This window comes from Sanyastnella coralliicola, assembly GCF_030845195.1.
Taxonomy (GTDB): Bacteria; Bacteroidota; Bacteroidia; order Flavobacteriales_D; family Sanyastnellaceae; genus Sanyastnella; species Sanyastnella coralliicola.
Genome location: NZ_CP132543.1, coordinates 630784 through 656514 on the forward strand (window position 1 = coordinate 630784; position 25731 = coordinate 656514).

Genomic DNA, 25731 nt, shown 5'->3' on the forward strand with positions numbered 1-25731 from the left:
TTTGAACAAAGTGTCAAGTGTACACTAAGTATTAGTAATTTTGCCTCGAAGCTTCCCTCAAGGTGCTGAGGATTAGTGTGTAGAGTGTTAAATTGAGAGGGTGAATCACCTGAAGTATGAAAGGAATTCAAGGACAAGTGCGAACTGTTGTTCGCGATGTATGGCCAACGATTGAAAGTGGCAGATACGCAATCAAGCGCGTCGTAGGCGAAACCGTCACTGTTTGGGCCGATGTATTTGCCGATGGACATGACATCGTTCGCGCTGCGATTCAATACAAACATCAGTCTGAGCGCAAATGGCGAGAGGTACCTGCAAGATTAGATAATGCAGACCGTTGGACTGGAACCTTCACAGTGGAGAAGCAAGGTTGGTATAGCTATCGTGTCGCTGGCTGGGCAGACAGTGCGCTTTATTGGCAATATGGAATTACCAAGAAAGCGGATGCCGGGGTAGATGTTACTGTAGAATTGATGGAAGGAATCGAGTTTATGTCATTCCTTCAGAAGAAAACGAAAGGAGAAGAGAAGGCATTTGTCCAAGAATGTAAAAAGGCGTTTTCAGACAAAGAGAATATTGATCATGCCATTTCGCTAGCCAAGAGTGAAAGACTCACGGCTCTTTTTGAAGCATACCCAAATCGTCCGTTCGTTGCTTATAACGAAGGCGAACTTCGCATTTATGTCGACCGTGAGAAAGCGGCATTCAGCACATGGTATGAGTTCTTCCCGCGCAGCGCGGGGAAAAAAGGACACGGAACCTTTAAGGATTGCATTAATCTTCTTCCTCGAATTGAAGAGTTTGGCTTTGATACGGTGTATTTGCCTCCGGTTCATCCTATCGGAATCACGAACCGCAAAGGAAAGAACAACACAACGACAGCTGAAGCGGGAGACGTAGGTTCATGCTGGGGCATCGGAGCAAAGGAAGGTGGTCATACCGATTTGCATCCGGAATTGGGCTCACTGAAGGACTTCAAGAAATTGATTAAGGAAGCGAAGAAACGAGGCATCGAGATTGCGATGGACTACGCGCTTCAAGCTACACCAGACCATCCTTGGGTGAAATCAAATCCTGAGTGGTTCAAACAACGTCCTGACGGCAGCATTCAATACGCCGAGAACCCTCCAAAGAAGTACCAAGACATTTACCCAATCTGGTTTGAAACAGAAGATTGGAAGGCGATGTGGCAAGAGTTTCTAGACGTCTTGCTCTTCTGGATTGATCAAGGAATTAATGTCTTCCGCGTAGACAACCCACACACAAAACCGTTCCGTTTCTGGGAGTGGATTATTGATGAGGTGAAGAAGAAGCACCCTGATGTATTGTTCCTTTCGGAGGCATTCGCGCGTCCTGCAGTGATGCAAGAACTAGGTCGTTTAGGGTTCACTATGAGCTATACCTACTTCACATGGCGCAACAGTAAAGAGGAGATCATTGAATACATGAATGAGCTCACTACAGGCGCTACCAGCGAGAGTTTCCGTCCAAACTTCTGGCCGAATACTCCTGACATTCTACCATTTCCTCTGCAAAATGCCAATGAGCATCAATACGTCACACGTTACTTCTTGGCCGCGACCTTGAGTAGCAACGTAGGTGTCTATGGTCCAGTGTATGAATTGATGGTCAACACTGGTCTTCCGGGCAAAGAAGAGTATTTGGATAGCGAGAAGTTCCAGGTATCTCACTGGGATTGGGATATGCGTACGCCTGTGACGCAAGTGTATACCGTGGTGAATCACGCGCGTAAGGCGCAACGAGCACTTCAGCGTACCAATAACATTCGATTCATCGATGTTGACAACGACCAACTCCTAGCCTACCTAAAGACAGGTGATGACGGTAGTAAGGTGCTTTGTGTGGTTTCATTAGACGGGCACCATGCACAAGCCGGTCAGGTACGACTAAACCCTGGTGACATTGGGAAGGAAGGGCACGAAGCCATTGAGCTTCATGATCTCCGAGATGACCACCGCTACACATGGCATGGAGATTCTCATTTTGTCATGCTCGAGCCAAGTGCTCCTTACCACCTGTTTGTGCTTTCATAATTCGGAACGATGATTTGGGATAAGCTAGAAAAGAGTGATCAAGGGTTACAGCAGCTCATCAATAAAGAGATCTGTGACTATGTACTTCAATGCCGTTGGTATGGAGGAAAATCTAGTAGGCACAAGACCTTCACTGCTGATCACTTATTGCCTTTGGACGTAGAAGGCGAGCGCTTCTATTTTCTACTGCTTGAAATCCTCTACGACAAAGGATTCATCCATAACTACCTGCTTCCTATTGGCTTAGTTGATAAGAAGGATGTTGAGGATGAACGTGCTGTCATCTGCGATTTCCCAGGAACCAAAAAGGTACTCGTAGACGGAATTTATATTGACACTTTCCGAAAAGGACTATTCGAGATGATGTCGAAGCAAAAACGTATTCCAGCAGGAAATGGCAGTCATATTGCCATTGAACGAGGGAATGCGCTTCGTCAATACTCAAAGCCAGAAGACTTCACCACTAAAGTCTTAAATGCTGAGCAGAGCAATACGACCATCGTTTACAATGACACCTTCTACCTGAAGTTGTACCGTCGTTTGTTCCGTGATAAGAACCCTGATATCGAGATGATTCAGTTTTTATCCGAGAACTCATCATTCCGAAATGTTCCCGCGTTTGCCGCGAGCATAATGTGGAGTAGACCCGGTGTGTATGACATCTCGTTCGGGATGATGCAACTCAAGGTAGAAAATCAAGGTGATGCATGGCCATGGATGCTTCACCAAATGAAGGAGACTTTTGATGCGTTCCATGCTAATGGAATGAAGGTGGGAGACTTACCAGACGTCAAGCCATTTGTGCGTGTAGAAGAAGAGGAGTTGCCAAGGAAGCTGAATAAGATTTTGCCTGAACAGTTGATTCAAGGAGTGATCAAGATGGCACAGCGAACTGCTGAAATGCACATTAATCTCTCCGGAGATCCGATCAATCGACGTTTCCGAAAGAGCACATACAACAGCGACTATTCGGTGTGGCTGAAGAACCGTTTGATCTATCAATTCGAAGCGAGATACGGACTCCTCGAAGATAACTTTGACAAGCTTACGCCATACGGTCAAGAGCTTGCCAAGTATTTCCAATCAAAGAAAACGGATCTTCGAAACCATGTGTTTGCTTTTGATGAGGATCGTTTGAGCAGCCAACGCATCCGAATCCATGGAGACTACCACTTGGGCCAGGTGTTGGTATCAGACGATGACTTTGTTATTCTTGATTTTGAAGGTGAACCAGAGAGTACTATTCACGATCGATGCGTAAAGCAGAGTCCGTTGAAAGACGTCGCTGGAATGTTCCGTTCATTCCACTATGCGATCTATTCGACGATTTTCGAATTTGATCTCGAGACGGAAAAGAGAAACGCACTTTTTGATACCGGTGAACGAATCTACCACTGGATCACGAATCTATTCTTGACATACTACCTAGAGGTGGTGTACGATAGCCGCTTGAATCTTGGATACAAGGGTGAAGTAGAATACCTCTTGAAATATCACCTCCTCGAAAAAGCCGTTTATGAACTCGGTTATGAATTGAATGCTCGTCCGGCTTGGGCGATTATTCCGCTTCGAGGAATCTTCACTCAAATGAACCTTGATGACTGAGCAATCAATGACTATTGTCCACAGCCTTCTGACTGAGTTTGATATCGAGCTCTTCCGAGCAGGAAAGCACTTTCGACTCTATGAAAAACTGGGGTCTCACCCCTTGACATTAGACGGCGTAGAAGGAACCTACTTCGCCGTTTGGGCTCCGGGAGCAACGAAAGTGAGTGTTATCGGAGACTTTAACGCTTGGAACAACGAAGCAAACCCTTTGAATGTGCGATGGGACAGCTCAGGAATCTGGGAAGGTTTCATCCCTGGCGCTGCCCATGGTCAGCGCTACAAGTATGCGATCAGTTCTGACCATGGGAAAGGATACTTTGAGAAGGGTGATCCTTACGCCCGCCTTTGGGAAAATCCTCCAAATACAGCTTCGATCATTTGGGATCAAGAGTATGAGTGGAAAGATGCTTCTTGGATGAAAGAGCGTCATCAGCATAACAGCCTGGAGAGCCCGATGACTGTTTATGAAATGCATGCAGGCAGCTGGCGCTGGAATGCTGATGAAGATCGACCGTTGACTTGGCGAGAGATGGCTGAACAGCTACCTCCCTACATTAAGGAATTAGGTTTCACTCACGTGGAATTTATGCCTGTGATGGAGTATCCTTTTGATCCAAGTTGGGGTTATCAACTGGTTGGATACTTTGCACCTACATCGCGCTTTGGTTCTCCAGAAGATTTCAAATTCCTCGTAGATACCCTGCACAAAGAAGGTATCGGAGTTATCCTTGATTGGGTGCCTTCGCATTTCCCTTCAGATGATCATGGATTGGCTTTGTTTGATGGTTCTGCAGTGTATGAACACCCTGATCCGCGCAAAGGCTATCACCCCGATTGGAAGAGTATGATCTTCAATTACGGAAGGGCAGAGGTGAGATCTTTCTTGATCAGCAATGCCTTGTTTTGGCTCGATCAATTCCATGCGGATGGGCTTCGTGTTGATGCCGTAGCAAGTATGCTCTACCTCGATTACTCTCGTGAAGATGGTGAGTGGATTCCAAATGAATACGGAGGGAGAGAGAACTTGGATGCCATCCAGTTCATGAAAGACTTGAATGTTGCCGTTTATGGCAATTATCCTGATGTACAGACCATTGCAGAAGAGTCGACGGCTTTTCCAGGTGTAACTCGTCCTGTAGACCAGGGCGGACTTGGGTTTGGATTGAAATGGATGATGGGTTGGATGCATGATAGCTTGGAGTATTTCTCCAGAGATCCTATTCATAGGACACATCACCACAACGAGATCAGCCAAAGCTTAACCTATGCCTTCAGCGAGAATTACATGCTCCCAATCAGTCATGATGAGGTGGTTTACGGTAAGAAGAGCATGCTCGACAAAATGCCAGGAGATTCATGGCAAAAGCGCGCAAACCTCCGCGTTTTCTGGGCCTTGATGTATGGTCATCCTGGTAGCAAGTTGGTCTTCATGGGCAGTGAATTTGGGCAATGGGAAGAATGGAATTTCGGGAAGAGTCTTGATTGGCACCTGACCGAATATGACGATCACAAAGGAATTCAGCGTACGCTAAGCCGATTGAATGAAATCTATCGATCAAACGCTGCGCTGTACGGAAAAGCATATGATCCTGAGGGGTACGAGTGGATAGATTGGAACGACAATGAAAACTCCGTGATATCCTTTATCAGAACCGATAAGCAAGGAAAGGCTGTTGTCGTTGTTGCAAGCTTAACTCCGGTAGTAAGGGAACGTTACCGTCTGGGGGTTCCTTCGAATAGCACCTTAAAGCTTCTATTGAATACAGACGACAAAGAGTTTGGAGGAAGCGGTTATGAAGTGGCCGAAACTTTCCAAAGTGAAGAGACAGGTTGGCATGGAAGACCACACAGTGTGTTGATCGATCTTCCGCCGTTGGCGTGTCTATTTTTTGAATTAGAAATGAACGAAGAATAATATGAATGCTGAGGAATTTTACGCGCCCGTAAGGCCGAAAGAACAGAAAGAATTTTTTCCTGGAGACATTACCTCAGTGAATCGAGATGGTTCTTCCATCTTGATCCAAAGTAATAATGGAGTACAACTAAAAATCACCGTTGAGACTGATTATATCATTCGTTGCCGTTACGCAACAGATGGCTTCTTTCAACCTGATTTTTCATACGCTACCTACAAAGGTTTTGAAGGAGGATATACGCTCCTTGAGGTTGAGGAAATGGAAGATTGCTGGCAAATTAGAACGTCGGCAGTCAAGATTTGTGCTAAGAAGCGCAACATGAAACTCATTTTCTCAGACGCGAAAGCGGGTAAAGAAATTAACCGTGACGAAAAGGGATTCCATTGGGAAGAACACCCGAGTTACGGAGGGAATATCGTGATGATGAGCAAGGTGGTGCAGCAAGGTGAGCACTACTACGGGCTAGGAGACAAAGCCATGCAAATGAACTTGCGTGGTAAGCGAGTGAAGAACTGGGGAACGGATGAATACGGATATGGAAAAGAACGTGACCCGCTCTACAAGAACATTCCGTTTTATACTGCCATCCACAACGGACTGTCTTACGGGATCTTCTTTGATAACTCCTTCAAGTCATTCTTTGATTTTGCTAGTGAACGTCAAAGCACGTGTAGCTTTTGGTCTCATGGTGGAGAAATGAATTACTACTTCATCTATGGGCCTAAGCCACTAGAAGTTGTAGAACGCTACGCGAATTTGACAGGGAAACCTGAGCTCCCACCATTGTGGGCGCTCGGCTTCCATCAGTGTAAATGGAGTTACTATCCAGAGTCCACAGTACGCGAAATCTGTTCAGGATTCCGTGAGCGACAGATTCCATGTGATGCAATTTACCTCGACATCGACTATATGGATGGTTACCGCTGTTTTACTTGGGACCCAGAGCGTTTTCCGGAACCAACCAAAATGGTTAGTGAACTCTTAGAAGACGGGTTCAAAACAGTAGCCATCATTGATCCAGGAATCAAGATTGATCCGGAATATGAAGTGTTCCGAGAAGGGTTTGAGAATGGATACTTCTGCAAACGCGCAGATGGGGATATGATGAAAGGAAAAGTGTGGCCAGGAGAATGCTACTTCGTTGACTTCACTAATCCTAAGGCACGCGACTGGTGGGCAGGACTCTTCAAGGGGCTGATTGCCGAGAACGGAATTCGTGGGATTTGGAACGACATGAACGAACCGGCCATTTTCGATGTAGAAAGCAAGACATTCCCACCAGATGTGCGACATGACTACGATGGTCATCCTTGTAGTCACCGTAAAGCACACAACGTTTATGGAATGCAAATGGCTCGAGCTACCTTCCATGGTGTGAAGGAAAATGGTCGTCCTAACAGACCGTTTGTGATCACACGTTCTATGTACAGCGGTGCACAGCGCTATTCTGCAACATGGACTGGAGATAACATCGCCACTTGGGAACACCTTTGGTTAGCAAATATCCAATGCCAACGATTAGCGATTAGTGGTCAGTCTTTGGTGGGATCTGATATTGGTGGATTTACCGAGCATCCGGGCAGTGAGCTCTTTGCGCGTTGGATCCAACTGGGAGTATTCCACCCGATGATGCGTGTGCATAGTTCTGGTGACCACGGGGAGCAAGAACCATGGTCATTTAGTGATGAGACTACGGATATCTCACGCAAGTTTATTGAACTGCGTTACGAGCTCTTACCGTACTTGTACACTACATTCTGGCAGAATACGCGCTCAGGAATTCCAATGCTTCGTCCATTAGCTTTCTTGGATGCTAGTGATCAGAACGCGTTACATCGAAATGAAGAATTCCTCTATGGTGATCACATTTTGGCTTGTCCGATCGTGGAACCAGGAGCAACCCATCGTTTTATGTACTTGCCGGAAGGTAGATGGTATCAGTACTTCCACAATACAGTGCATAAAGGAGGTCGTGAGATCCAAGTGCAAGCCCCGCTTGATGAAATGCCAATCTTCGTGCGCGCAGGAGCGATTATTCCGATGTATCCGGTGATGCAGTATGTAGGCGAAAAGCCGGTGGAGACGCTTCGCTTACGCACCTACTTTGATACTTCGAAAACGCGCAGCGAACTCTACGAAGATGCTGGCGATGGATATGAGTACAAGAAGGGCAAGATGAACGTGAAGACCTTCACTCAGAACAGCTCACCGGAGCGTCTGACGATTCATCAGCACGTTTCAGGAAAATTCAAGACAACATACCAGGAGTATCAATTAGAGCTCATTGGACTTCCATTTGAACCGAAGACTTTGAAGATCGATGATTACGAAGTGGCTGCGAAGTTTGAGAAGCAAGCAGACGGCAGCTACCACGTGATTGTTGGACATGAATTTGCATCGATCAAGATCTCAGGATAAGGATCGGGTACAACTAAGAAGGCCATCTCATTCGTAAGGAAGAGGTGGCTTTTTTATTTGAAATCGGGATATGCTCCTCTGATCATTTGCTCTGTTTCGTCGAGCGATTTGAAGACCTCGAATGTTGGTCCTTGTGTACGCTGGGCACCCAATGCGTTGGCGTACATAGCTGCCATGATGAAATTGTCTCCTCCGTCCTTCAGTCCATATGCAAGACCTCCGGCAAAAGAGTCTCCGCAACCTGTCGTATCAACGACGTTTTCCATGTAAATGGAAGGGACAAAGTCTTCTTTGAGTTGGCCGTGTTCCTTAGTAAAAACCTTACAGCCGCTTGAGTCCGTGGTAACGATGACTGATTTTGGTCCTCGATCGAGCACGTAGTCAGCCATAGGGGCGAGGTGCTTTTGATCTAGATCATCCAGAACGTCAGTGAGTTCGCTTTCATCGTACTCATGTTTGTACCAAGTGCACCAAGACTCTTCAAGGTTCATTTTTAGCACATCGATGTAGGGAATCCATAGGTCTCGTTCTACCCAGAACTTTTTGTGTCGGTCACCCCCAATGGTCATGGTGTGTGTTGGTCCGTGAGCATCAAAAATGATTGTTCCTTGACTGTGCTCTTTCAGGTATTTGAGTGTATCCAAGGTGATTTCATGATCTGTAATAGGCACAAACACGAAGGCGTCGCAATCTAGGTACGGAGCCATGTCTTTGGGCGTAATTGGATTCATGAAAGCTGTTTGTTTCTCCACTCTCAAGTTCTGATCTAAAAAGCGCAGGGAGATCACGTCTCCGCTATCTTCTTCATCTGAGACTCCAGAAACATCAATGGCAGGGTAGGGCGCAAAAAGCTCTTGCACTGGGGCCATATCTACCTTACGGATATGTGTTACTGGATAGACTGTTCCTTTCCCTTGAAGCAACTGTGCAAGCCCAATGGTGGGGTGCGTAATACAACCATACTTCTCAATCACTTCGCCACGGTGTGTGGTGATGTGATCTCGAGGTGTGGGACCGATAACGGCGATTTTGTATTGCTTTTGTTGTTCCATGAGGGGCTCAAGAAAAGCGTATTACACGCTTCAAAATCATCTAGTTGACTAAGATCGTGTAGAAAATCGAAAATTCCTATAGGGCGCAAATTGCGCGCTAAGTGTTTGTTTTACACAGTATGGTCGAATCTATCAATGTTATGAGTTTCGGAAATATTCTTGCAGTTCAGGAATAGCCTGTACTAATAGCGCTAAAAAGCTAGTGTCCATCCTAAATCTGATGGCATTCAATCCGTATTGAACTAATACCTGCTCACTGTATGTGCTGTGCCCCCAGTTTCCGTCCAGAAGGAATTGATAGGAACGATCAATTTTGGCAACTTCTTCGAGTGTTAACTGGAATCGATCACCATGAATCAGCGTGTAATAGCGACCGTTTTCTTTTACGAATGCAATAGAATCCAAGACGTATGACCAACATCCGATTCCAAAAACCAGCATCTTGAGCTCTTGGTTTTCTTCAATATCTGAAAGAATTGGAATAAGCGTGAGTGCTGAATCCCAATGAGCAAGTTCAAGCTGTTCTGTTGTCCATTCTGCATATTGACTTGGGTAACACCAAGCACCTAAGCTGCGAGTATCTATGATATGCTCCAAGGAGTCTATCTCGTTTAGTGTGTCGTACCATTCTTGCAGCAATCGATCCTCTTCGGATTGTGCGTTAGATAAGATTGGTAGCAGGAGAGAAAGCCCAAGCAGCAGGTGTGAGACTGAATGAAGGCTTGGGTGAAATCGAGAGAAAGAAGTGGTCATGTTGTTAGAGTTAGGATAAAAACACCGCTTCCGTTCAAGGTTTTGAAGGACATTGTATACCTAACGAGCTGGCGACATCTTTGAGTATAAAAAAGGCACCTAACAAGGCGCCTTTTTTGCGATCCCACAGGGACTCGAATATAGTGGTTTAAACTATTGAAAAACAGTGAAATAAGAGTTGATTATATTCTAGTGGGGCATTTCCAAAAGTGCCGGGGCATGAAAAAGGCTCCGCCGTTGCGGAGCCTTTCTGCCTTTGGTAAACCTTAACCAAAACCAAACTAACTGCTTACTTCCATTCAACAGACACGTGGAAGGAAGTCTCTTAAATCGCTTACTGTGATCTTCATGTCCTGGTTGTGATCAAATTCACTTGGGAAATGGAGATACTGGAACGAGGTATAGTCTTCTGGCGGTGTTGTAGTGATCACCGTTACAGCGTCGAAAAGGTCAATTGGGCCTTCGCACTGTTCAATGTTTTCATCGTTATAGGATAACCATGCGGGCTCGGTTCGACTATATAAAGCATCTTTGACCGGATCGTAGATTGATAGCTTCAAATAGCCTCCGCCGTCACAGGGTAGATCGAACTCACTCATAGAGGGATTGAATCCTTCGGCTACAGTTTCGAATGTATTTCCGTCAGAACTCCATTGCCATGTGTAATAGAAGAGATTCTGCACAGCTTCGGGTTCCAGGTCTAATCGTGCTCCATTCAATACGGAGACATTTCCAATTTGAGTCCCCCCAACTCCAATGTCTTGATGAAAGTTGTTGAAACATGGAATAATCTCTTGAGCTTCTGAGTAATCCTTACTGTAGAACTGGAGGAATGTGCCCAGATCTGAGAATGTGTAGCAGTCGCCCTCTGCTTCTTTTGAGAGGTAGAAGTCAACGCTGTCTGCGGTGAATGATTTTTCCGCATTAACTACGGAGGTGACAATCGGGTCTGAAGCATCAGTGCTTTTGACACAGGACGCGAATAGAAACGACGCTAAGCAGGCCATGAATAAGGCCAGAAATGGAATACGAGATTTCATTTTTGATTTGGATTTTTATTGTTTGACATAAAGCGGTTCTTGAATGCTGAACCAGCTGAACTTCCGAAGTAGTAGGCGTATACCTGAATGAACACTGTAGCCAACGCTCCAATGAGCATGTGGGCAAGTGATTGAGAACCTTCGTCTAGGTTCGCAACGACACCGGACAGGAAGAGGAATATGACACCCAAGAACCCCAGAGGCGCAATGAACGCAAGGATGTTCTGAGTGAGGTTCTTTCGGCCCGCTGTTACTTTAGCTGCTTCTAGCTCCCGAGCAGAGTCTCTGTCCTCAGCGTCTATACGTGCTCGTTCAGTCTGGAACTTCTCTAGCTCTGTTTCAAATTCGAGTTGCTTTAGGGCCAACTCATGCGCTAGTTGCTGCTTTAAAGTTTTGTCTTCCTCAGTCTTAGGTTCAAAACCATCAATCTTCAAGCCGACAGCGTCCAGAACACCAGAAACTTTGCCACCTAGCAACACCTCATCGGCAAGCTTAGCAACACCTGGTACAACCTTTCCTGCCTTAGATAAGAACTGTCCAAAGCCCGTTTCCTTAAATGGTTTTTTCTCCTTTTCCATGTTTCAAATGTACTGAATAACAATACAAAAGCAATATTTAAGAGCAAATAAATAGTGCTGAATGTTGCAAATATGCAATATTGTACAATACATTTGTTGCAACAGAGAGACACCTATGTGCAATCCACCATTCAGTTTTAAGGAGATGATTTTGAGGAGGAGAGAGGAATTGAACCTTACTCAAAAAGAGCTTGCGGATAAGGCCGGAGTCAATGTTTCTACGGTTCACAGAATCGAGAGCATTACTTCCGTGACTAGTTCAACGCTTGGCAACCTGCAAAAGGTGCTTACCGCATTAGGGCTGTGCTTGAAGATGGAGGAGTGTGATGAGTAAGGTCGAGGAAACTATTGCTTATCGATTGACAAGATGGGTTATAGCAATAGGTTCAAAGTTGCTTTTGAATTACCTCATCTGGTCATTCATCCTTTGGGATCTCGCTGTATGGACCTGGAATCCAATCCAGAGAAGTGGATTGGTGCTGAGCGTGGTACTCACGTTCACTGCAGGTGCAATGACGAAATGGAAACGAAAAACGAAAAGTGATGAACAGAACTTCAATGGGTCTTGACCCCGGCGGACCTTTTCTGCCGGTACAAAAGTTGAGCAGATCAGAGCGCGAAAGCGTTCACTCGATCACTTCGAAAGTGGTTGACATAGTCAAGCAATCTCGACTTGATAATTGCTGGATAGCTGTTGTGGCCGCACCTCCATATAGAGACGGCATCTATGTGGCTAAAGCAAAAGACCGAATCCTAGGCTTTTTTAAGATGAGAAGTGGGGTCGTGGTGAAATCAAAGGATGATGGGTGGCACATTTCAGAGGCTACGCACTACCATCGCTTACCGGATAATCAACTCTTATGAAAGCTCTATTCCTACCAGGAGGAGGCACAAAGATTGCCGGAATCCTAGGCGCAGCTGAATGCGTTGTTAAGCGCCACAAATTCAAACCAGATGTAGTCGCTGGATTATCTGCAGGAGCGATTCTTACCCCAGTTGTAGCGCTTGATCGATTCGAGAAAGCGAAGGAGGTGATTTTCGACCTGAAGGTTAAAGACTTCTTTGAGTGTCCACCAGTGAAGGACAATGGGAAGATGACTGCTACTGCGGTTTATAGAGGGCTGCGAGGGAAACACTCGCTGGGTATAATGGGCTCAGCCTTTGAGAAGACCCTTGCGAAGGTCATTGATTGGAAGACCTGGGAGTTTGACATTGCTACTTCAGGTGTTGAGGCTTTTTGTCAAACCGTCAACGCATCAGACGGAACAGCTGTTCTACACTCATTGAACAGAATGTCGGATTTTCGAGCAATCAAAGCCATTCTATCCAGCGCTTCTATCCCGGTCTTTGCTGAAGGCGCAGACGGTGAGGATTTTAGTTTTTGGACGAGTGGTCTTCACCTAGATGGGGGGCTAAGGAATCACACACCATCAACAAGAGTTCTCGAAAGCTTCGACCAGCCATACTCAGAGGTAGTCAGTATTTACAGTAGACCGGTGTCTTTCATTAATGCCATAGATCATACATGGGAACCAGGTAATGTTTTGGATATAGCAGAGCGCTCCTTGGAGATTCTAATGATGGAAGTCTCTAAGAGAGACGCAGAACGTGAACGCGAAATCTGCGAGAAAAAGCGTATTCCACTCACTCAAATATTCCTAGACCTACCTCAGAATGGATTCTACGACACCGATAATCTAGGCCGCTCTTATCAAGACGGATTCAAACAGGCTGAGGAAGCTATGTCTAGAAGAAAGGAGGGCGCGGTATGAGTTACTTCAGAATTGTAAAGGGAGAGGGTATAGAGGTGCTGGTGATGCCGAACATTGAAAAGGATGAACCAGGTGTGCTTCTTATATGGTTCCCGACGATCGACGAAGGGGTTAAGATCACCATGGGATACAACTCATGGGAAGAGGCGGAGGAGGCTCTGAAGAGACTCACGGACGAGGATATAATCTCATTTATCAAAAACATGGTTCCACCTGAAATACTCGAGTACTATGCCAATGCCAGTTGAACCACCTAAATACAGGTTGAGAGTGTTCTCTTGGTTTGTGTTCGGATTGGGGGTGTTCATTTTCGTATTGAACCTCATCGCCTTGAGCGCACAATCACAAACCTGTGACAACCCAATTGAACTAGGAACGGAAGGACCTTACATGGATTGCTTTGAGGCTCCACTGGAGGTTAGTGATCCTTACTCATCATCGTGCCCAAGCTGGTACTTCGGTGGAGGCTATTGGCTTCGATTCGAATCTCTAGGAGACCTACCAGTGTCGATCCAGGTAACCTCATCTATCGACTACACCTTTTCACCAGAGGAACCTCATGTATGGTGTCACATGACTGTCTATAGTTCATGTGAAAGTGATCCTGTATGGGGTACTACTGCATGCGGGCTTGACCTCCCTGCAGTTTTGTCAACAACGGCGCCTGGTAGGTCGTACTACGTTGACTTAGATCTACCGGCAGGAACCTACTGGATTATGATTGGGAATGTAGGGGTTAGCCCTAGCCCTTCAGAGGACATTGAGGGGTGCTTTCAGATATCCGTATTCAACCAGAGCTTCCTTGACTTAGAAGAGGAGGAAATCATTGTTGATGATCCAGTGATGATGCAAGCAATGGGTAAAGCAAGAAAGATTTACACGCCGGAAGGGATGTTCATCGAGACCCCCATTGGCACATTTGATTTAACAGGAAGGAGGGTTGGATTCTGATGGAAGGGAATAACTGTAGCAACCCCTATGGATGCGCATGCTTTGAGGCTAATGGTTTCTCTGATCAGCAATGCAAATATTGGCGGTTCTCCTTAGGATGTCAGTTTCAAGGTGATGTAACTGAGAATTGCGAGAAATGCGGTAAACCAAAAGACCTGCACTAGGCAGAACGGTTTTGGGTTTCATCATGTCCATTCCACACCCAAGGGGAGTTCGATTCTCCCCGCTGCCTCCAAAACACACACCATGAATAAAACCTGGTTCATTTGTAAAGTCAAGTTCCTACGTAATACAGACGGGGCAGACTCTCAGGTAACCGAGCAGTTTTTGCTTGATGCCTACAAATATACTGAAGCTGAGACAAGAATGTCGAAGATTATGGAGGCTTCAGGACAAACACCATTCGAGATTAAGCAGATCACGAAAACCAACTATGCTGAAGTCATTCACTATGATGATGCAGACTACTGGTTCAAAGTGAAGGTGTCATTTGTTTCATTCGATGAAGCCTCAGGAAAGGAGAAAGGAGTAAATCAATTCTTCCTTATGTGCGCTGCGGATATCGAAGACGCGACAAAGAAAACCCACGACTTATTGAAGTCAACTATCTCAGGCTATGTGATCCCTTCGGTGACCTACACCAAGATTGTCGATGTATTTCCGCTGGATATGGAGGTTGGCGCTGGTAACGGAGCCATGTGATCAACCAACACAACAGGAAAAGATATATGAATCCAGACGCACAAGTACCGACACCCGCAATTGTAAAGGCTCAGAATGTTGTTGATCACTTCGGGGCCAAGATTGTATTACTGGTGCCAGGAGAAGGAGGAGGAAAGGGATCGCAAGAGACCGTTTACCTCAACAAAGGTGAAATCATTCCACAGGATTGGAAGCAGCTGACCTTTCTGAGTGTAACTCCCCTTACCCGCAAGCAAAGAAGAATGCTCAAGAATCGACTCAAGTAATGCACAAACGATACAGGGTAATACGAGAGGATAAGAACGAGGTGATAGGTTATTTGTATCACTCAGGAAATGTCTGGGTGTTTGAATATCCTGACGGCAAAAAGAAGTTCAATATCATTCCTAGAATCATGGACGGGAATGAGTACGTGAAGCTTCGCTACGAAGCCTATTGCGGTATTGATGATTCTGAAGGAAGGAAGATGTATCAAAATGACGAGGTGCAGAACGGAAACGCTAGAGAAAAGTACCGTATACATTTCTTAGCAGACGTTAACACTTTCGTTCTCTTCAGCCCTAGATATGGTAATAAGAGACTACAACCGTGGTACGAACAGTACCTACCCAACCTGAAAGTAGTGAGTAGGCTTGACCCAATACCTTAATATTGCTATCTTATGCTTTCGGACATTTGCCACTGCTCTCATGGCTTCTCTACCATCTAACGGATAATGCACAGCTAATTCGAAGATCCCGACTCAGATAAGGGGTCAAATGTTAAACTAAACCGGGGGACTGTAACCACCCTCCAGTTCTAACCATCAATACAGATGCCGCTTGACAATTGCGACGCTAGGGATCGTCTTGAGCTATTGAACAAAATGGCGATCTCTTATTTTTCTTCCGAAGGCTTCACAGAGCAGAGTAGGGAAGAACGGAACGAAGAGGTAACTGACTTCTTTATGATCCAAGGAAAGGTGTTAGATGAGCTTTATGAGGAAGAGGCTACATCATAGATTAATCATTCGACTATAAGAGGGTTCCAAATGGAGCCCTTTTTTAATACAAAAAAGCCTGGCGGCAACCAGGCTTTTCAATGAAAGACGAAAACGTGAAGAAGCAATTCTCACCGAAGCGAGGTACTTGATCTTAACATGACGAATGTACAACAATTGCAATGTTATGCAATGTGATTGTGTTGCAAAAAGAAGGGGCTCCACGATTGGAACCCCTATCAATTAAACTCAATAAAATGCGGTTGATGCCTATTTGACGTACAGTTTTAAAGCATTTCAACCCTTTAGCCGAAACCAAAGATATTGCAAATATGCAATACAAGCAATTTCAAAACGATATTTTACAATAAAAAAGAGTGTGGCCTACACCCGAGCCACACTCCCAGACTAGATAACAGCTAGTGCCATCCATGTCAGTTTTCTATTGAGGTTTGTACAGTTCCAAATGGGGAAAATCATCAAATGATTGATCCACAGATATCTGTCCGTCCATATCCCAATCACCACCCCAACGTAGTCGGTGTTCGATTTCTCCGGCGTTGTACAATAGATCAGCTGCACACATGAGATACCCAGCGATGAACGACAGGGTTGGTCTGTGCCATGTGGTGCCCTTTTCTGACGAGTGGAAGTCGGTAGCTTCAGCTGGAAGCCTGAGGTGTTTCGACTTCTTTCTATGTTCTGGCTTGCGAGGGTCAAGTCTGCTTTTTCCATCCAGGAAGTAAGCTAGTTGGGTCTCTCTGTCTCTGTGAGCCTCATGAATCCCGTAGTCTACTGGGATGGACTTTATTGCCAACTCGTGAATACGACGAAGGTCTGGGTGGCATTGCTCAAGACAAGCTTTTGATTTACGTCCAAAAAAATACTTCTGCTCGATCATACCTCATCGGTTTTATCTAGTTCCTCTTTGTCTTGTCGGGATTCACGAAGACGTTTCTGACGTGTAGCCAGAGCTCGCTCGATGTTGTACCATGCTAGGCATAGTATTCCAATTACACCCGCGATAGTTGGTAGCTTCTCACTGATCAAGGCGGTAACCCATCCCAATACAATTGTATTGTTGATTTGTGGCTCCAGCTTGACTAGGAGTTGATTGATGACTTGTAGTTTTCCGTGTAGCATTAGACTATTGTATCGTGTAGTTCCATCAGTTTGAAGGAGGCGCTATTGCGCTTCACATCAAGCGATAAGGACTGAATCATAAATTGCTGACCTTCGAAGGTGATCTGGTAGTGGGGGAAGATGGTCCCCTTTGCAGATGCGTTGAATGTGGCACGAGCTGCTGAGTGCTGAGCCGCAATTGCGTCACCTAGATTGTTGATCAAGCCGCCAGTTGAAAGGTCTAATCCTTCGCTACTTTTCGTCCAGCTATGTATTGGGTATCCTTCAGCGTCTAAGAATTGATTCTCTACGCAATGAGGAAGCCCTTTGAGTTCTTCAGTAGATCCGAACTCCACTTCGTGTTCTAGTCTTCTTCGTTTCCCCGAGTTATTGTCAACTACTGTGAGGTCATCTTTCTTATCGTCGTCCCCGTCAATGAACTGAAGAGAGAGCTCTTTGATATAGATGCCGTCTACCTCCAATGCGTCGGCCGCAGTATCAACGTAGAGACCCCATACGCGTACCATGACATCCACCTCTTCCACATGGTCGTAAGTACCGTCTAGGTTTGCTATTCCAAAGTCTATTGGTTCAGTCAGTCGTTCTCCTGTTACACTGTCCTGAGAGTTGACCCACTGAGCAATGGTTTCGATATCCGTTCCCGTTGAGTTGTGGATTGAATGTCCTTGCCATTCTCCGTTCTTCTTGAAGGAGAGGGGACCAACTAGAATCTCGTAGTACACGCGGAAGACAGGGACCACATCTGAAAGGTTGAGGATTTGCCATTCGATTTTGAATAACAATCGCTTCCCCTGGATATCGGATTTCTTGACCTTGATAACCTTACTCTTTATGTGAGGATCGGTCGTGGCCAGATCATAGGTGGCTTGTACGTTCTTATCTCGAATGATAGGGTAAGAGCCCTGGTTGAAGTTGATTCGCTCACCTGTATTGAGAGGGTTCTCGTAGTATGGAAACTCTTCAATAGTCGCGTTCCCTTGCCATTGCTGGAGAGCGCCGTCATCCCAGGCCTCCTCTTTGGTTGGGTTGATGACAACCTCCGGATTCTTCTGGTAGTTGAACTTTGTTTCTACTCTTCCGGCTGGCTGTTTCCATCGATAACTTCCTGCATTGTCGATGTAGTCATGGTCTGCACCGTTACCTATACCATCCAATGTCTTTGTGAGGTCTTGGTTTGATAGAACCCAGTTCTCGGTAATACCTGGAATGAGCCCTGTCGTGAGGTAATAGAACGGCACGTTACCTGTGTACTTCTCGACTGATCTGAGATATAGGTCCGTTCCAACTTTCATAAGCTGAAGCTTCGCTGAGGCGAGAACCATTTCTAAGATCTCGTAAACACTTTTCGCTTCTCCCTTTGCATCAAAGAATCTATTGAGGTCTAACCTCATCTCGTTTGTGGAAGGAGTTGTGGATGTTCCGGCAGGACGAATGCTATTGAACACATAGAGCTTAGGCTGTTGGATGAAGTACATTTCGTCCACCTCCATGAAGACTCTTCGAATGAAGTCGGTCAGGTTGATGCTCGTATGGTTGTAGTTCCTCCCTAAACGGTCGGTCATCTGCTTGTTCTTCAGGAAAGCAAGTTGATCAACGGCAATGATCTTGTATGTCTGTTGTCCTGCGGCTTTATAGGTTTGTGAAAGCCCTTCACTTTGGATTACGCCATAGAAGAGGGGAGTAGCCGGTGAACCCTTGGTAACTTCAAGAAAGTATGTTCCGTCGTCTGCGTTGACTAGGTCTGCAAACTGGTTGTCAGTTTGAGCGCGTAGGCTCAATGAAGCGCGAGCCCCTCGGATTGGTTTTAAGAAGTCCTTGTCTTCGTCATCCCACTCAATCTTGAGCGGGCTACCTGCTCCGCATATTTCAATCTCAGCACCAGCGTACCCAACGTTTCGGATGTTAACGAAGACTGGATTGCCGTCGATGTCATCGAATTGAAGTTTCCACTTGATAGGAGCTAGACTGCCGTCACGAACTACGAACTGGTGACTCCATGTAGTTCCAGGGTAATTTGAGTCGCTGAACACGAGTGTGTGAAGCCCCACCGTCAAGTTCTGGAGTCTGAGCTTGCCAGTGCCGTCGTGTGACGATGCTGAGCCTCCATCGATTGTATATGCGAGGTTGTTTAAGTCGCCGTTATAGGTGAACTCGATTAGGGTGATGTTGATGCCAGTGAGGTTGTCACTGTAGCCGTGTGGTGTAAGCACCTGCAGCAACGGGTAAAAGTCCCCGTCTTCATGGTCGAAGTGGTCCTTATAAGTGTCGTCGTCATAGATCGTCCTGACTATGCCGTGGTGGATGTGTGTCTCTACTATCGTTGGCATCAGGTTGAGATTTGATCGATGTCGTCTTGATTCTGTAGTACGGCTCGAAGCTTTGTGCCGTCGATTTCGAACTCACCATGAACGTGAGTTGAAGCACCGCCGCCCATCATTGAGGCGAACTTGCCCATCTTTTCGAATGGAATAATCATCTCTTTTCCTGAAGGGTTGTCACCTAGAAGCGCGAGCGTTGGCCCGGTTACCATACCACCCTCTGCGAATGCTGTAACGAAGCCTTCAAGCATTGAGAGACCGGCCACGATTAGCGCAGGGGTGGCGAGACCTCCAGAGGCTAGGTTTGCTCCGTTCGTTGGGGAGGTGGCGTTCGCGATTACGTTCGCCTTTGCAATCTGAATAACCTGAGAAATGATTTGCTTAGCGATTCCTCGCATGGCTTCTGCGGCAGTCTTTTGACCTGTTACGATTTGAGCGATGGATGACCCAACTGCGGTTCCATATTGTTCAGCGATTGCGGCAGTTTTCATTAACTCTTCCTGAAAAGCTTGTTCGGCATCAATCTGAGCTTGCTTGTCCTCTAGGTGCTGCGCCAAGTCTGCATTGATTTGAGCCTCTTCTTCCGGGTCGTTGAACTCCTCATCTTCAATTGTTGCGAACTGTGGATCATACAAATTCGGATTGACTGAAGGGGAGGTGGTTAGAATCTCATATGCAGAAGTCATTGACCCGTTGAGCCCTTCCCATGAGTCTCTCAATTGGTCAACCTTGTCCTTCTGATTACCTAGATTAGTCTGTACCTCTTCTTCCTTCTTTGTTAAGTTATCGAGCTGAACACGAAGGCTATCTGCGTGAGATGCTAGTTCCTGGTATTGGTCGCTGCCCTCTGACAGTTTTCGTTGTGCGAGAAGAGTTCCTTTCAACTCATCTTTGAGTGAAGCAACTTTGTCTGCGGTCGATTGCACCGAGTCTCCAGACGTTTCAATGTCTGTGATCTTTTGAGCGAATCCTGCAGCAGCCAGTTCGGCGGCTTCAAAATCGCTCACCATTCGAACCATTTTATTCGAAATCCCTCCTGTAAAAGCCTCCGGATCATTCAGTCGATCACGAACATCCTCAATGTCATGTCCCCACGCCTCAAACTGGATACGAATGTTCTCCATTAGCCCAATTTGCTGTTCAAGAGAGTTCTGGTAGACTTTTGCTTGGGCTGCCTTCAGTATAGATTCTTGGTAAAGGTCCGTCGCAGCTTTGAGTTCATTGATTTTTGACTTCTCAATGTCAAGGTTCCCAAAATACTCCGGCGCAATTGATTGAAGCCTTTCTAGTGCAGCCTTTCTTTTGTCTAGGCTGATATTGAGGTCTTGCGCGACCTCCGATAGTCTTTGGACTTCCGCGCCTTCTTTAGCGGCCTCCACTTGGGCTTGTTTCGTGGCCTGGTTCAGGGTGTGTTGAGCTTTAGCTGCTGAGTCTAGCGACGAAGTGTAAGTTGTGACGGCAAGGGTCACAACGGCAAGGGCAGCAACAAATAAACCTGCGGGGTTTGCCCTCATCGTTAGGTTGAGTGTTCGAACCGCCTTGGTGATTTTCGAGAAAGCAACTAAGGCCGGACCAGCCGCTGCGGCCACTCCTCCTAGAACGAGCACGGTGTTTTGTGTTTGGGGTGATAACTCGCTAAATGAGGTTGCTAGGGCCCCAACCTGTTCAACGGTTGCAATGATTGCAGGTGCCAGCGCTTTCCCTAGCTTGAGCTGCATCCCCTCGATAGCAGACTCTGTTCGCTTAATAGATCCCTGAGCAGTATCATCCATGATCGCGGCCATCTCAGCCGCGCTACCCGAAGCTGCTTCAAATTGCTTAGTGAGTTCTCTTGTCGGCTCTACGCCATTAGCAAGGACAACCAAGGCACTTTGGGCATTTCGCCCCACTTTTGCTTGGGCGTCAGCGAGCGTAATACCTTGGGCGGCCATTTCTTCTATGGACCCGCTTACACCCCCTGCTTCACTTCCTAGTTCGTTGATTATTCTACGAAGAGATGTCCCTGCTGCTGAACCTTTGATACCTGCATTGGCAAGTGTGCCCAATTGAGCGGTTACCTCTTCGATGGGAATACCTGCGGCGTTTGCAACCGGAGCGACAATTTTCATGGCTTCTGCGAACGATTCCATGTCCAGAGCAGAAGAAGAGAATGAAGCCGCCATGACGTCGGTCACTCTTGAGGTCTCTCTTGAGTCTAACTCGAAGGCACTTAAAGTACTACCCGCAACTTCTGCCGCTCTAGCGAGATCACTACCTGTAGCCTGTGCCAACTGGAGTGTTGCTTCCGTTACATTGGTGATATCTTTAGCAGAGAAGCCGAGCTTCGCAAACTCTACTTGAAGCTGAGCAACTTCAGAAGCTGTGAAGCGAGTACTGCTTCCTAGAGACATTGCATTTTCCTGAAGCGCTTGAAATTCTGCGCCGGTGGCTCCTGAAACGGCTTGAACTTTCGCCATCTCTTCTTCAAAATCCTTGAAGACATTGAATGCAGTGGCGCCCAGCAAGGTTAGAGGCGCAGTCACACCAACCGTAAGTTGCTTTCCGAGTTTGTTCGCTCTCTTCTCCAGGTTGACCATATTACGGTCCATGGACTGAAGAGCCGACTCAAACTCAGACTTGTTCGCCGTAATGGCTAGGGCTAATGTCGCTAGTGTCTTACTTGCCATTCTGCTTGTTTCTTTTTGCTCGTCTAGCTAAGAACTCTTCTTTGCTGAATTGTAGAGCATGCTTTGGCCTCTTCGGTGCATAGTATTGAGGCATGAAGTCGACAGCTGTGTAAGCTCTGCCTCTCCTCTTGTTTGAGTTCACCAGAAAGGCTAAATGCTGTGAGCTTCTTATGTATTGATTCTGTTCTCTGTTGAACACCCTTTGCTTCAAGTGATATACTTGAGCAATAGTGTATTCCCAGTACTTGTCAGGGTCGACTCCGTTTTCAATAGCGGAGGCGTAGTGCTCCGCGAGTGTCAGCTTTCGGACTGACCCTGTGCTTCCTCCGGAGCCTTCTTCTTTCCCAACAGGTTAGCCTCCGCAATTGCTTTAGCTAAAAGATCTCCTTGTTCTTTCGGAAGATCATCTAGCCGGGCTATTGTCACATCCAGACGAACGCTTTTGGCTTTTTCGAAGTCTCCATTGAGAATGTGGGTTCTTCGAATTGCTCCTGCCACTAGCGCACCAGCTGAATCAAGAGGGTTACTCTTGATGTGCTCGTAGAACTCCCCTAATTCCATATTGAGGATTTGCAGTGTTTCGCGAACTGCGCTCATGCAGAACTTCAATTTCACTTCCTCTTCTCCGAGTGTAATCGTACACTCTCCTTTCATTGTGTTGTCCATAATTGGGTGTATGAGATTACCCAGCCGAGAGGGCTCCCTCGGCTGGGATTCTTAATTATGCTTCGGTTCCCTTAGTAAGGGTTCCTGTTCCTTTCAATGAGAAGTCGTAAGTCACGACATCGTTGTAGTTCGAAGTGAAGTTGAGATTCTCAACGTAGGCTGAACCTTCGAGGTAGGTGTCGCCAGTTACTCCAGTGGTCATTCGTACGGTCACGAGTGTTCCGTTCTGGAGGTTGTCAATCATTTCATCTCCACCGAGAGTTGCATCCATCGCATAAATGGCTGAGCCACTTGCGTTCCAAGACGTTTGTCCTGGTAGTACTTGTTCTGCACCATCGTTATCCTTACAAGTGGCATCAATGAACGCTCGACTCAATGAGATCGATGCGTCACGTGAACACCCGACAAGGGTTCCTCCGATGTACAGTTCGAGGTCATTACCCTCAATTGCTCCTGTAGACGGCATATTCTTCTGTTTTTAATTGGGTTATGTAATTCCCTTATTCAGGGTCTGTTCCTTGTTTGTCGTCTACCTCATCTTCTTCGCTGCCCTCATTCTTATGAATCAGCGTCATGGTGCTTTCCTCTTCTCGTCTTTTTTCGTCTCGTTCGTCAATGGCGTCCATAATGGCGTCCTCGATTGTCTGTTCTTCGGTTGAAACCGCATAACCACCCTCGATCAATTCGTCTGCTAGTTGGGTTGTAACTGTGATCACTTTTCCCTTTGTGAACTTGGTGCGTTCTGGGTGGTCTTTGAGCATTTCGATTTTCATTACTTCTGAATTTGAGCGGTTGGAAATTGGGTGTTGATGAATTGGGCAATAAGGGCCGCGTCTATTGACTCGTCGCCTTCAGCCAGTGTGTTGTCAAAAGTTCGGCTGTGCTTGTATGAGCCTTCCTGGAAGATGACCTCTACTTGAAAGTGTCGTGTCTCTGCATCGTAATTGATGCGCTTCACTTTGAAGGTTGGATTAAGCAGAAGTAGGTCTTCTGTAACCTGTTGCTCGCCTTGCATTTCCCATGTAATATCCCAGAGTGCCATAGTCTTATGATTGTGCGTGCCATGGAGCACACATGATGAAATTTCTTGTTGATGTCTTTGAGGTCACGGCCATGCGGAAGTTCCCTCCGGTGAATGTTGAATACGCTGAAGTGGAGCCGAGCTCGTAGGTGGTTGCTGTCCAGATGTTAGCCAGTGATAGATTCCCGAAACCAGGTGGCTCGTCTTGGTATGAGCGTTCGTGGTTCCATAGCTGTTGAATCATTGCTTTGGTAGGAATACGCCATGATGTTATTCCGCCAAGAGAAGATGCCTCCGCGAAAGCAATGGCGTCCGCTAGTGTCATTGAAGACTGTCGAACAACCCACCACCTCCATCCGGTTAAACAATCCAACACCATGCTGTCTGCAGGAACTACTAAACGAGCTGCCGCAGTTCCGTCAGTGTGCACGAAACGTGCGTTGTTGTCAAAGACATTATTGGGAGTCACGAAGTCAAAAGGCTCGGCCTGTGACTTATCGATCATCATTATCTTTTCAGGAATAGCCGGAATAGTCACACCATCTCCGTTTTGATTGTACCATCCTTCGTCTCCAGTGTGGTAGCTTGTTTTCTGGAAGTCGTGACAAGAGTTGTAGAGAACACCAGACTGAGTGAGTGAAGGAGGGCAAGTATATGTTTCCTCTCCTTCAACTGGATGCAGGGTTGCAACTGTCGCGCCTTCAGAATCAAGAACCTTTGTTGCTAGAAGGTTGATGTCATCTCCTGGAGCTACTGAATGAATGATTGCGGAGCCGTCGCTTTTTTTGATCAATCCGGCGCTTAGTGTATTGATGGTTCCTGGAACCATGTCACCAACCGCCTCACTTCTGTGATTTAGTACTCGTGCATCCGGCACATCCACCTCGTCTCCTGCGTCTGCTTCAGCCAGTAAGTCATCATTACTCAACACGACGCGCACTGACGGAATGTCAACCGTATCTGCTTGACCGTCTGTAGGAGGTGCGATTTGAGAGTGTTGGGTTCCGCTAGGGAGTAGCCTCAGGTTTATGTATGCTTGCTGGAATGAGCTTCCAGGGTTGATCAAAGCGGCTGTTGAGCCGTCTGGCGCTAGAATAGTCACGGGGTCACTAATACCAGGTGGGAAGTTTGGACCGTTTCCTTCGGTATGAATCTTCACCTCGTACAGCTGGGTCATTCCCCATATAGGAAGATCGTCCCTGAAGTCGTCGATTTCGTTAATGAACTCGATCGTCTGCACCTTCTTTCCGCTCACCTCACCAGTGTAGCGAACCAGAGCTGATCTACATGCCTCTGTAATAGCGGTAACATCAACCGATGTTTCACCTAGGATAGTGAGCTCAATGTCATATACGTCTAGGACGGAGGATTTATCCTTCGTAGGCTCTGGGTCTAGTCCTCTCTGTGAGACGATAATTGCCGGGAAGGTAGTGTTCTCCTCAGGCTGTGTGCTTGGGTAGATACGAGTACCAACTAGATCAGTCACCGCAGTGCTGGCAAGTAATATGTTGATTACAACCACCTTCATCGTTTCGCCTTTTTGATGGTGCGCTTCATAACCCTGTTAAGGGCAGCGCCGATCTCAAATGAAAAGGCTTGGACCACTTCTTCTTTCTTCGATTCAATCGCCGGTTTTGCGAATGGGCGTGCCTTTGTACCTGGGTGGTCGATCATTCGGACACGAATAGTCTTCCCGCCCTTGCCTTTGAAAGTGAAGTAGCCCTTCTTCGAGGTTCTTTCACCAGCAGATGTTCCATGCTCGATTAAGTGGGCGTGGTAGCCTTTGAATCTGCCACCCACTCGCGGACCGGTGATGGTAGAGGTTGTCTCTCTTCCTCGGTCCTTTAATGTCTTTGTGCCAATAGACTTCTTTAAGTTCCCAGAACGGGATTTAGTGCTTGAGTCTAGGTTTCGAATCATCTGTTGCACAACTGGCTTTGCCGCCTTCTTTTGCGCTGAGATGAGTACAGATTTTTTGAGCGCAGGGGGAAGTTCCTGAAGCAGCTTTTGGATCTGCTCAGCACCTTCAAGTTTCATATCAATCGCCTGTGCTCCTGGCATCTTATCTGTGTTTCGGCGCTGCTTGGATAGCGC

The 25731-nt window shown here is 46.6% G+C and carries 28 protein-coding genes; 14 read left to right on the plus strand and 14 right to left on the minus strand.

What is annotated here, in order from left to right:
• Positions 1-116: 116 nt before the first annotated feature.
• From RA156_RS02660 to RA156_RS02675, 4 genes are read left to right on the plus strand one after another with little or no spacing between them, the layout of a single operon-like run.
• A complete protein-coding gene (locus RA156_RS02660; RefSeq protein WP_306642556.1) occupies positions 117-2054 on the plus strand; it encodes an alpha-1,4-glucan--maltose-1-phosphate maltosyltransferase in 1938 nt (645 codons plus the stop codon).
• A gap of 9 nt (positions 2055-2063) precedes the next feature.
• Positions 2064-3659, plus strand: coding sequence for a maltokinase N-terminal cap-like domain-containing protein (locus RA156_RS02665; RefSeq protein ID WP_306642558.1), 1596 nt, complete (start codon positions 2064-2066; stop codon positions 3657-3659).
• Entirely contained in the window at positions 3652-5577 is a 1926-nt protein-coding gene (gene glgB, locus RA156_RS02670; protein ID WP_306642560.1) for a 1,4-alpha-glucan branching protein GlgB, read from the plus strand. The genes RA156_RS02665 and glgB overlap by 8 nt, the downstream gene beginning before the upstream one ends.
• A gap of 1 nt (position 5578) precedes the next feature.
• Positions 5579-7996 carry a glycoside hydrolase family 31 protein gene (locus tag RA156_RS02675; protein ID WP_434064823.1) on the plus strand — a complete coding sequence of 806 codons (2418 nt, stop codon included), beginning with the start codon at positions 5579-5581 and terminating at the stop codon, positions 7994-7996.
• Positions 7997-8049: 53 nt separating this feature from the next.
• Here RA156_RS02675 and RA156_RS02680 read toward each other — a convergent pair whose 3' ends face one another.
• From RA156_RS02680 to RA156_RS02695, 4 genes are all read right to left on the minus strand, one after another.
• Entirely contained in the window at positions 8050-9048 is a 999-nt protein-coding gene (locus RA156_RS02680) for a carbohydrate kinase family protein (RefSeq protein WP_306642564.1), read from the minus strand.
• Positions 9049-9186: 138 nt separating this feature from the next.
• Positions 9187-9801: a hypothetical protein gene (locus RA156_RS02685; RefSeq protein WP_306642565.1), complete on the minus strand. Its 615-nt coding sequence runs from the start codon at positions 9799-9801 to the stop codon at positions 9187-9189.
• 299 nt (positions 9802-10100) lie between these two features.
• A complete protein-coding gene (locus RA156_RS02690) occupies positions 10101-10841 on the minus strand; it encodes a hypothetical protein (RefSeq protein ID WP_306642566.1) in 741 nt (246 codons plus the stop codon).
• Positions 10838-11419 carry a hypothetical protein gene (locus RA156_RS02695; RefSeq protein ID WP_306642568.1) on the minus strand — a complete coding sequence of 194 codons (582 nt, stop codon included), beginning with the start codon at positions 11417-11419 and terminating at the stop codon, positions 10838-10840. Before RA156_RS02695 ends, RA156_RS02690 begins: the two co-directional genes overlap by 4 nt.
• Before the next feature lie 145 nt (positions 11420-11564).
• On the opposite strand from RA156_RS02695, the gene RA156_RS16630 reads away from it, so the two are divergent.
• From RA156_RS16630 to RA156_RS02740, 10 genes are all read left to right on the plus strand, one after another.
• Complete coding sequence (locus tag RA156_RS16630) at positions 11565-11753, plus strand: helix-turn-helix domain-containing protein (protein WP_350339793.1); 189 nt, start codon at positions 11565-11567, stop codon at positions 11751-11753.
• Positions 11746-11988, plus strand: coding sequence for a hypothetical protein (locus RA156_RS02700; RefSeq protein WP_306642570.1), 243 nt, complete (start codon positions 11746-11748; stop codon positions 11986-11988). The genes RA156_RS16630 and RA156_RS02700 overlap by 8 nt, the downstream gene beginning before the upstream one ends.
• Positions 11963-12283 carry a hypothetical protein gene (locus RA156_RS02705; protein ID WP_306642572.1) on the plus strand — a complete coding sequence of 107 codons (321 nt, stop codon included), beginning with the start codon at positions 11963-11965 and terminating at the stop codon, positions 12281-12283. Before RA156_RS02700 ends, RA156_RS02705 begins: the two co-directional genes overlap by 26 nt.
• A complete protein-coding gene (locus tag RA156_RS02710; RefSeq protein WP_306642574.1) occupies positions 12280-13191 on the plus strand; it encodes a patatin-like phospholipase family protein in 912 nt (303 codons plus the stop codon). The genes RA156_RS02705 and RA156_RS02710 overlap by 4 nt, the downstream gene beginning before the upstream one ends.
• A complete protein-coding gene (locus RA156_RS02715) occupies positions 13188-13439 on the plus strand; it encodes a hypothetical protein (protein ID WP_306642576.1) in 252 nt (83 codons plus the stop codon). Before RA156_RS02710 ends, RA156_RS02715 begins: the two co-directional genes overlap by 4 nt.
• A 16-nt stretch (positions 13440-13455) precedes the next feature.
• Positions 13456-14142: a hypothetical protein gene (locus tag RA156_RS02720; protein ID WP_306642578.1), complete on the plus strand. Its 687-nt coding sequence runs from the start codon at positions 13456-13458 to the stop codon at positions 14140-14142.
• 246 nt (positions 14143-14388) lie between these two features.
• Positions 14389-14844 carry a DUF4494 domain-containing protein gene (locus tag RA156_RS02725; RefSeq protein WP_306642580.1) on the plus strand — a complete coding sequence of 152 codons (456 nt, stop codon included), beginning with the start codon at positions 14389-14391 and terminating at the stop codon, positions 14842-14844.
• Positions 14845-14870: 26 nt separating this feature from the next.
• Positions 14871-15110 carry a hypothetical protein gene (locus tag RA156_RS02730; protein ID WP_306642581.1) on the plus strand — a complete coding sequence of 80 codons (240 nt, stop codon included), beginning with the start codon at positions 14871-14873 and terminating at the stop codon, positions 15108-15110.
• Complete coding sequence (locus RA156_RS02735; RefSeq protein ID WP_306642582.1) at positions 15110-15493, plus strand: hypothetical protein; 384 nt, start codon at positions 15110-15112, stop codon at positions 15491-15493. The genes RA156_RS02730 and RA156_RS02735 overlap by 1 nt, the downstream gene beginning before the upstream one ends.
• A 165-nt stretch (positions 15494-15658) precedes the next feature.
• Positions 15659-15844 carry a hypothetical protein gene (locus RA156_RS02740; protein ID WP_306642584.1) on the plus strand — a complete coding sequence of 62 codons (186 nt, stop codon included), beginning with the start codon at positions 15659-15661 and terminating at the stop codon, positions 15842-15844.
• Between the two features lie 421 nt (positions 15845-16265).
• Here RA156_RS02740 and RA156_RS02745 read toward each other — a convergent pair whose 3' ends face one another.
• From RA156_RS02745 to RA156_RS02790, 10 genes are all read right to left on the minus strand, one after another.
• Complete coding sequence (locus RA156_RS02745; protein ID WP_306642585.1) at positions 16266-16724, minus strand: M15 family metallopeptidase domain-containing protein; 459 nt, start codon at positions 16722-16724, stop codon at positions 16266-16268.
• Positions 16721-16966 (minus strand): hypothetical protein, encoded by a 246-nt coding sequence (locus RA156_RS02750; RefSeq protein WP_306642587.1) that lies wholly within the window; start codon positions 16964-16966, stop codon positions 16721-16723. The genes RA156_RS02745 and RA156_RS02750 overlap by 4 nt, the downstream gene beginning before the upstream one ends.
• Positions 16966-19293, minus strand: coding sequence for a hypothetical protein (locus RA156_RS02755; RefSeq protein WP_306642588.1), 2328 nt, complete (start codon positions 19291-19293; stop codon positions 16966-16968). The genes RA156_RS02750 and RA156_RS02755 overlap by 1 nt, the downstream gene beginning before the upstream one ends.
• Entirely contained in the window at positions 19293-21950 is a 2658-nt protein-coding gene (locus tag RA156_RS02760; RefSeq protein ID WP_306642589.1) for a phage tail tape measure protein, read from the minus strand. Before RA156_RS02760 ends, RA156_RS02755 begins: the two co-directional genes overlap by 1 nt.
• A 297-nt stretch (positions 21951-22247) precedes the next feature.
• Positions 22248-22616 carry a hypothetical protein gene (locus RA156_RS02765; RefSeq protein ID WP_306642590.1) on the minus strand — a complete coding sequence of 123 codons (369 nt, stop codon included), beginning with the start codon at positions 22614-22616 and terminating at the stop codon, positions 22248-22250.
• A 55-nt stretch (positions 22617-22671) separates the two neighbouring features.
• Entirely contained in the window at positions 22672-23082 is a 411-nt protein-coding gene (locus RA156_RS02770; protein WP_306642591.1) for a phage tail tube protein, read from the minus strand.
• 34 nt (positions 23083-23116) lie between these two features.
• Positions 23117-23389, minus strand: coding sequence for a hypothetical protein (locus RA156_RS02775; protein ID WP_306642592.1), 273 nt, complete (start codon positions 23387-23389; stop codon positions 23117-23119).
• Entirely contained in the window at positions 23389-23658 is a 270-nt protein-coding gene (locus RA156_RS02780; protein ID WP_306642593.1) for a hypothetical protein, read from the minus strand. Before RA156_RS02780 ends, RA156_RS02775 begins: the two co-directional genes overlap by 1 nt.
• 4 nt (positions 23659-23662) lie before the next feature.
• Positions 23663-25165 carry a tail completion protein gp17 gene (gp17, locus tag RA156_RS02785; RefSeq protein ID WP_306642594.1) on the minus strand — a complete coding sequence of 501 codons (1503 nt, stop codon included), beginning with the start codon at positions 25163-25165 and terminating at the stop codon, positions 23663-23665.
• Complete coding sequence (locus tag RA156_RS02790; protein WP_306642595.1) at positions 25162-25698, minus strand: HK97-gp10 family putative phage morphogenesis protein; 537 nt, start codon at positions 25696-25698, stop codon at positions 25162-25164. Before RA156_RS02790 ends, gp17 begins: the two co-directional genes overlap by 4 nt.
• Between the last annotated feature and the right edge of the window lie 33 nt (positions 25699-25731).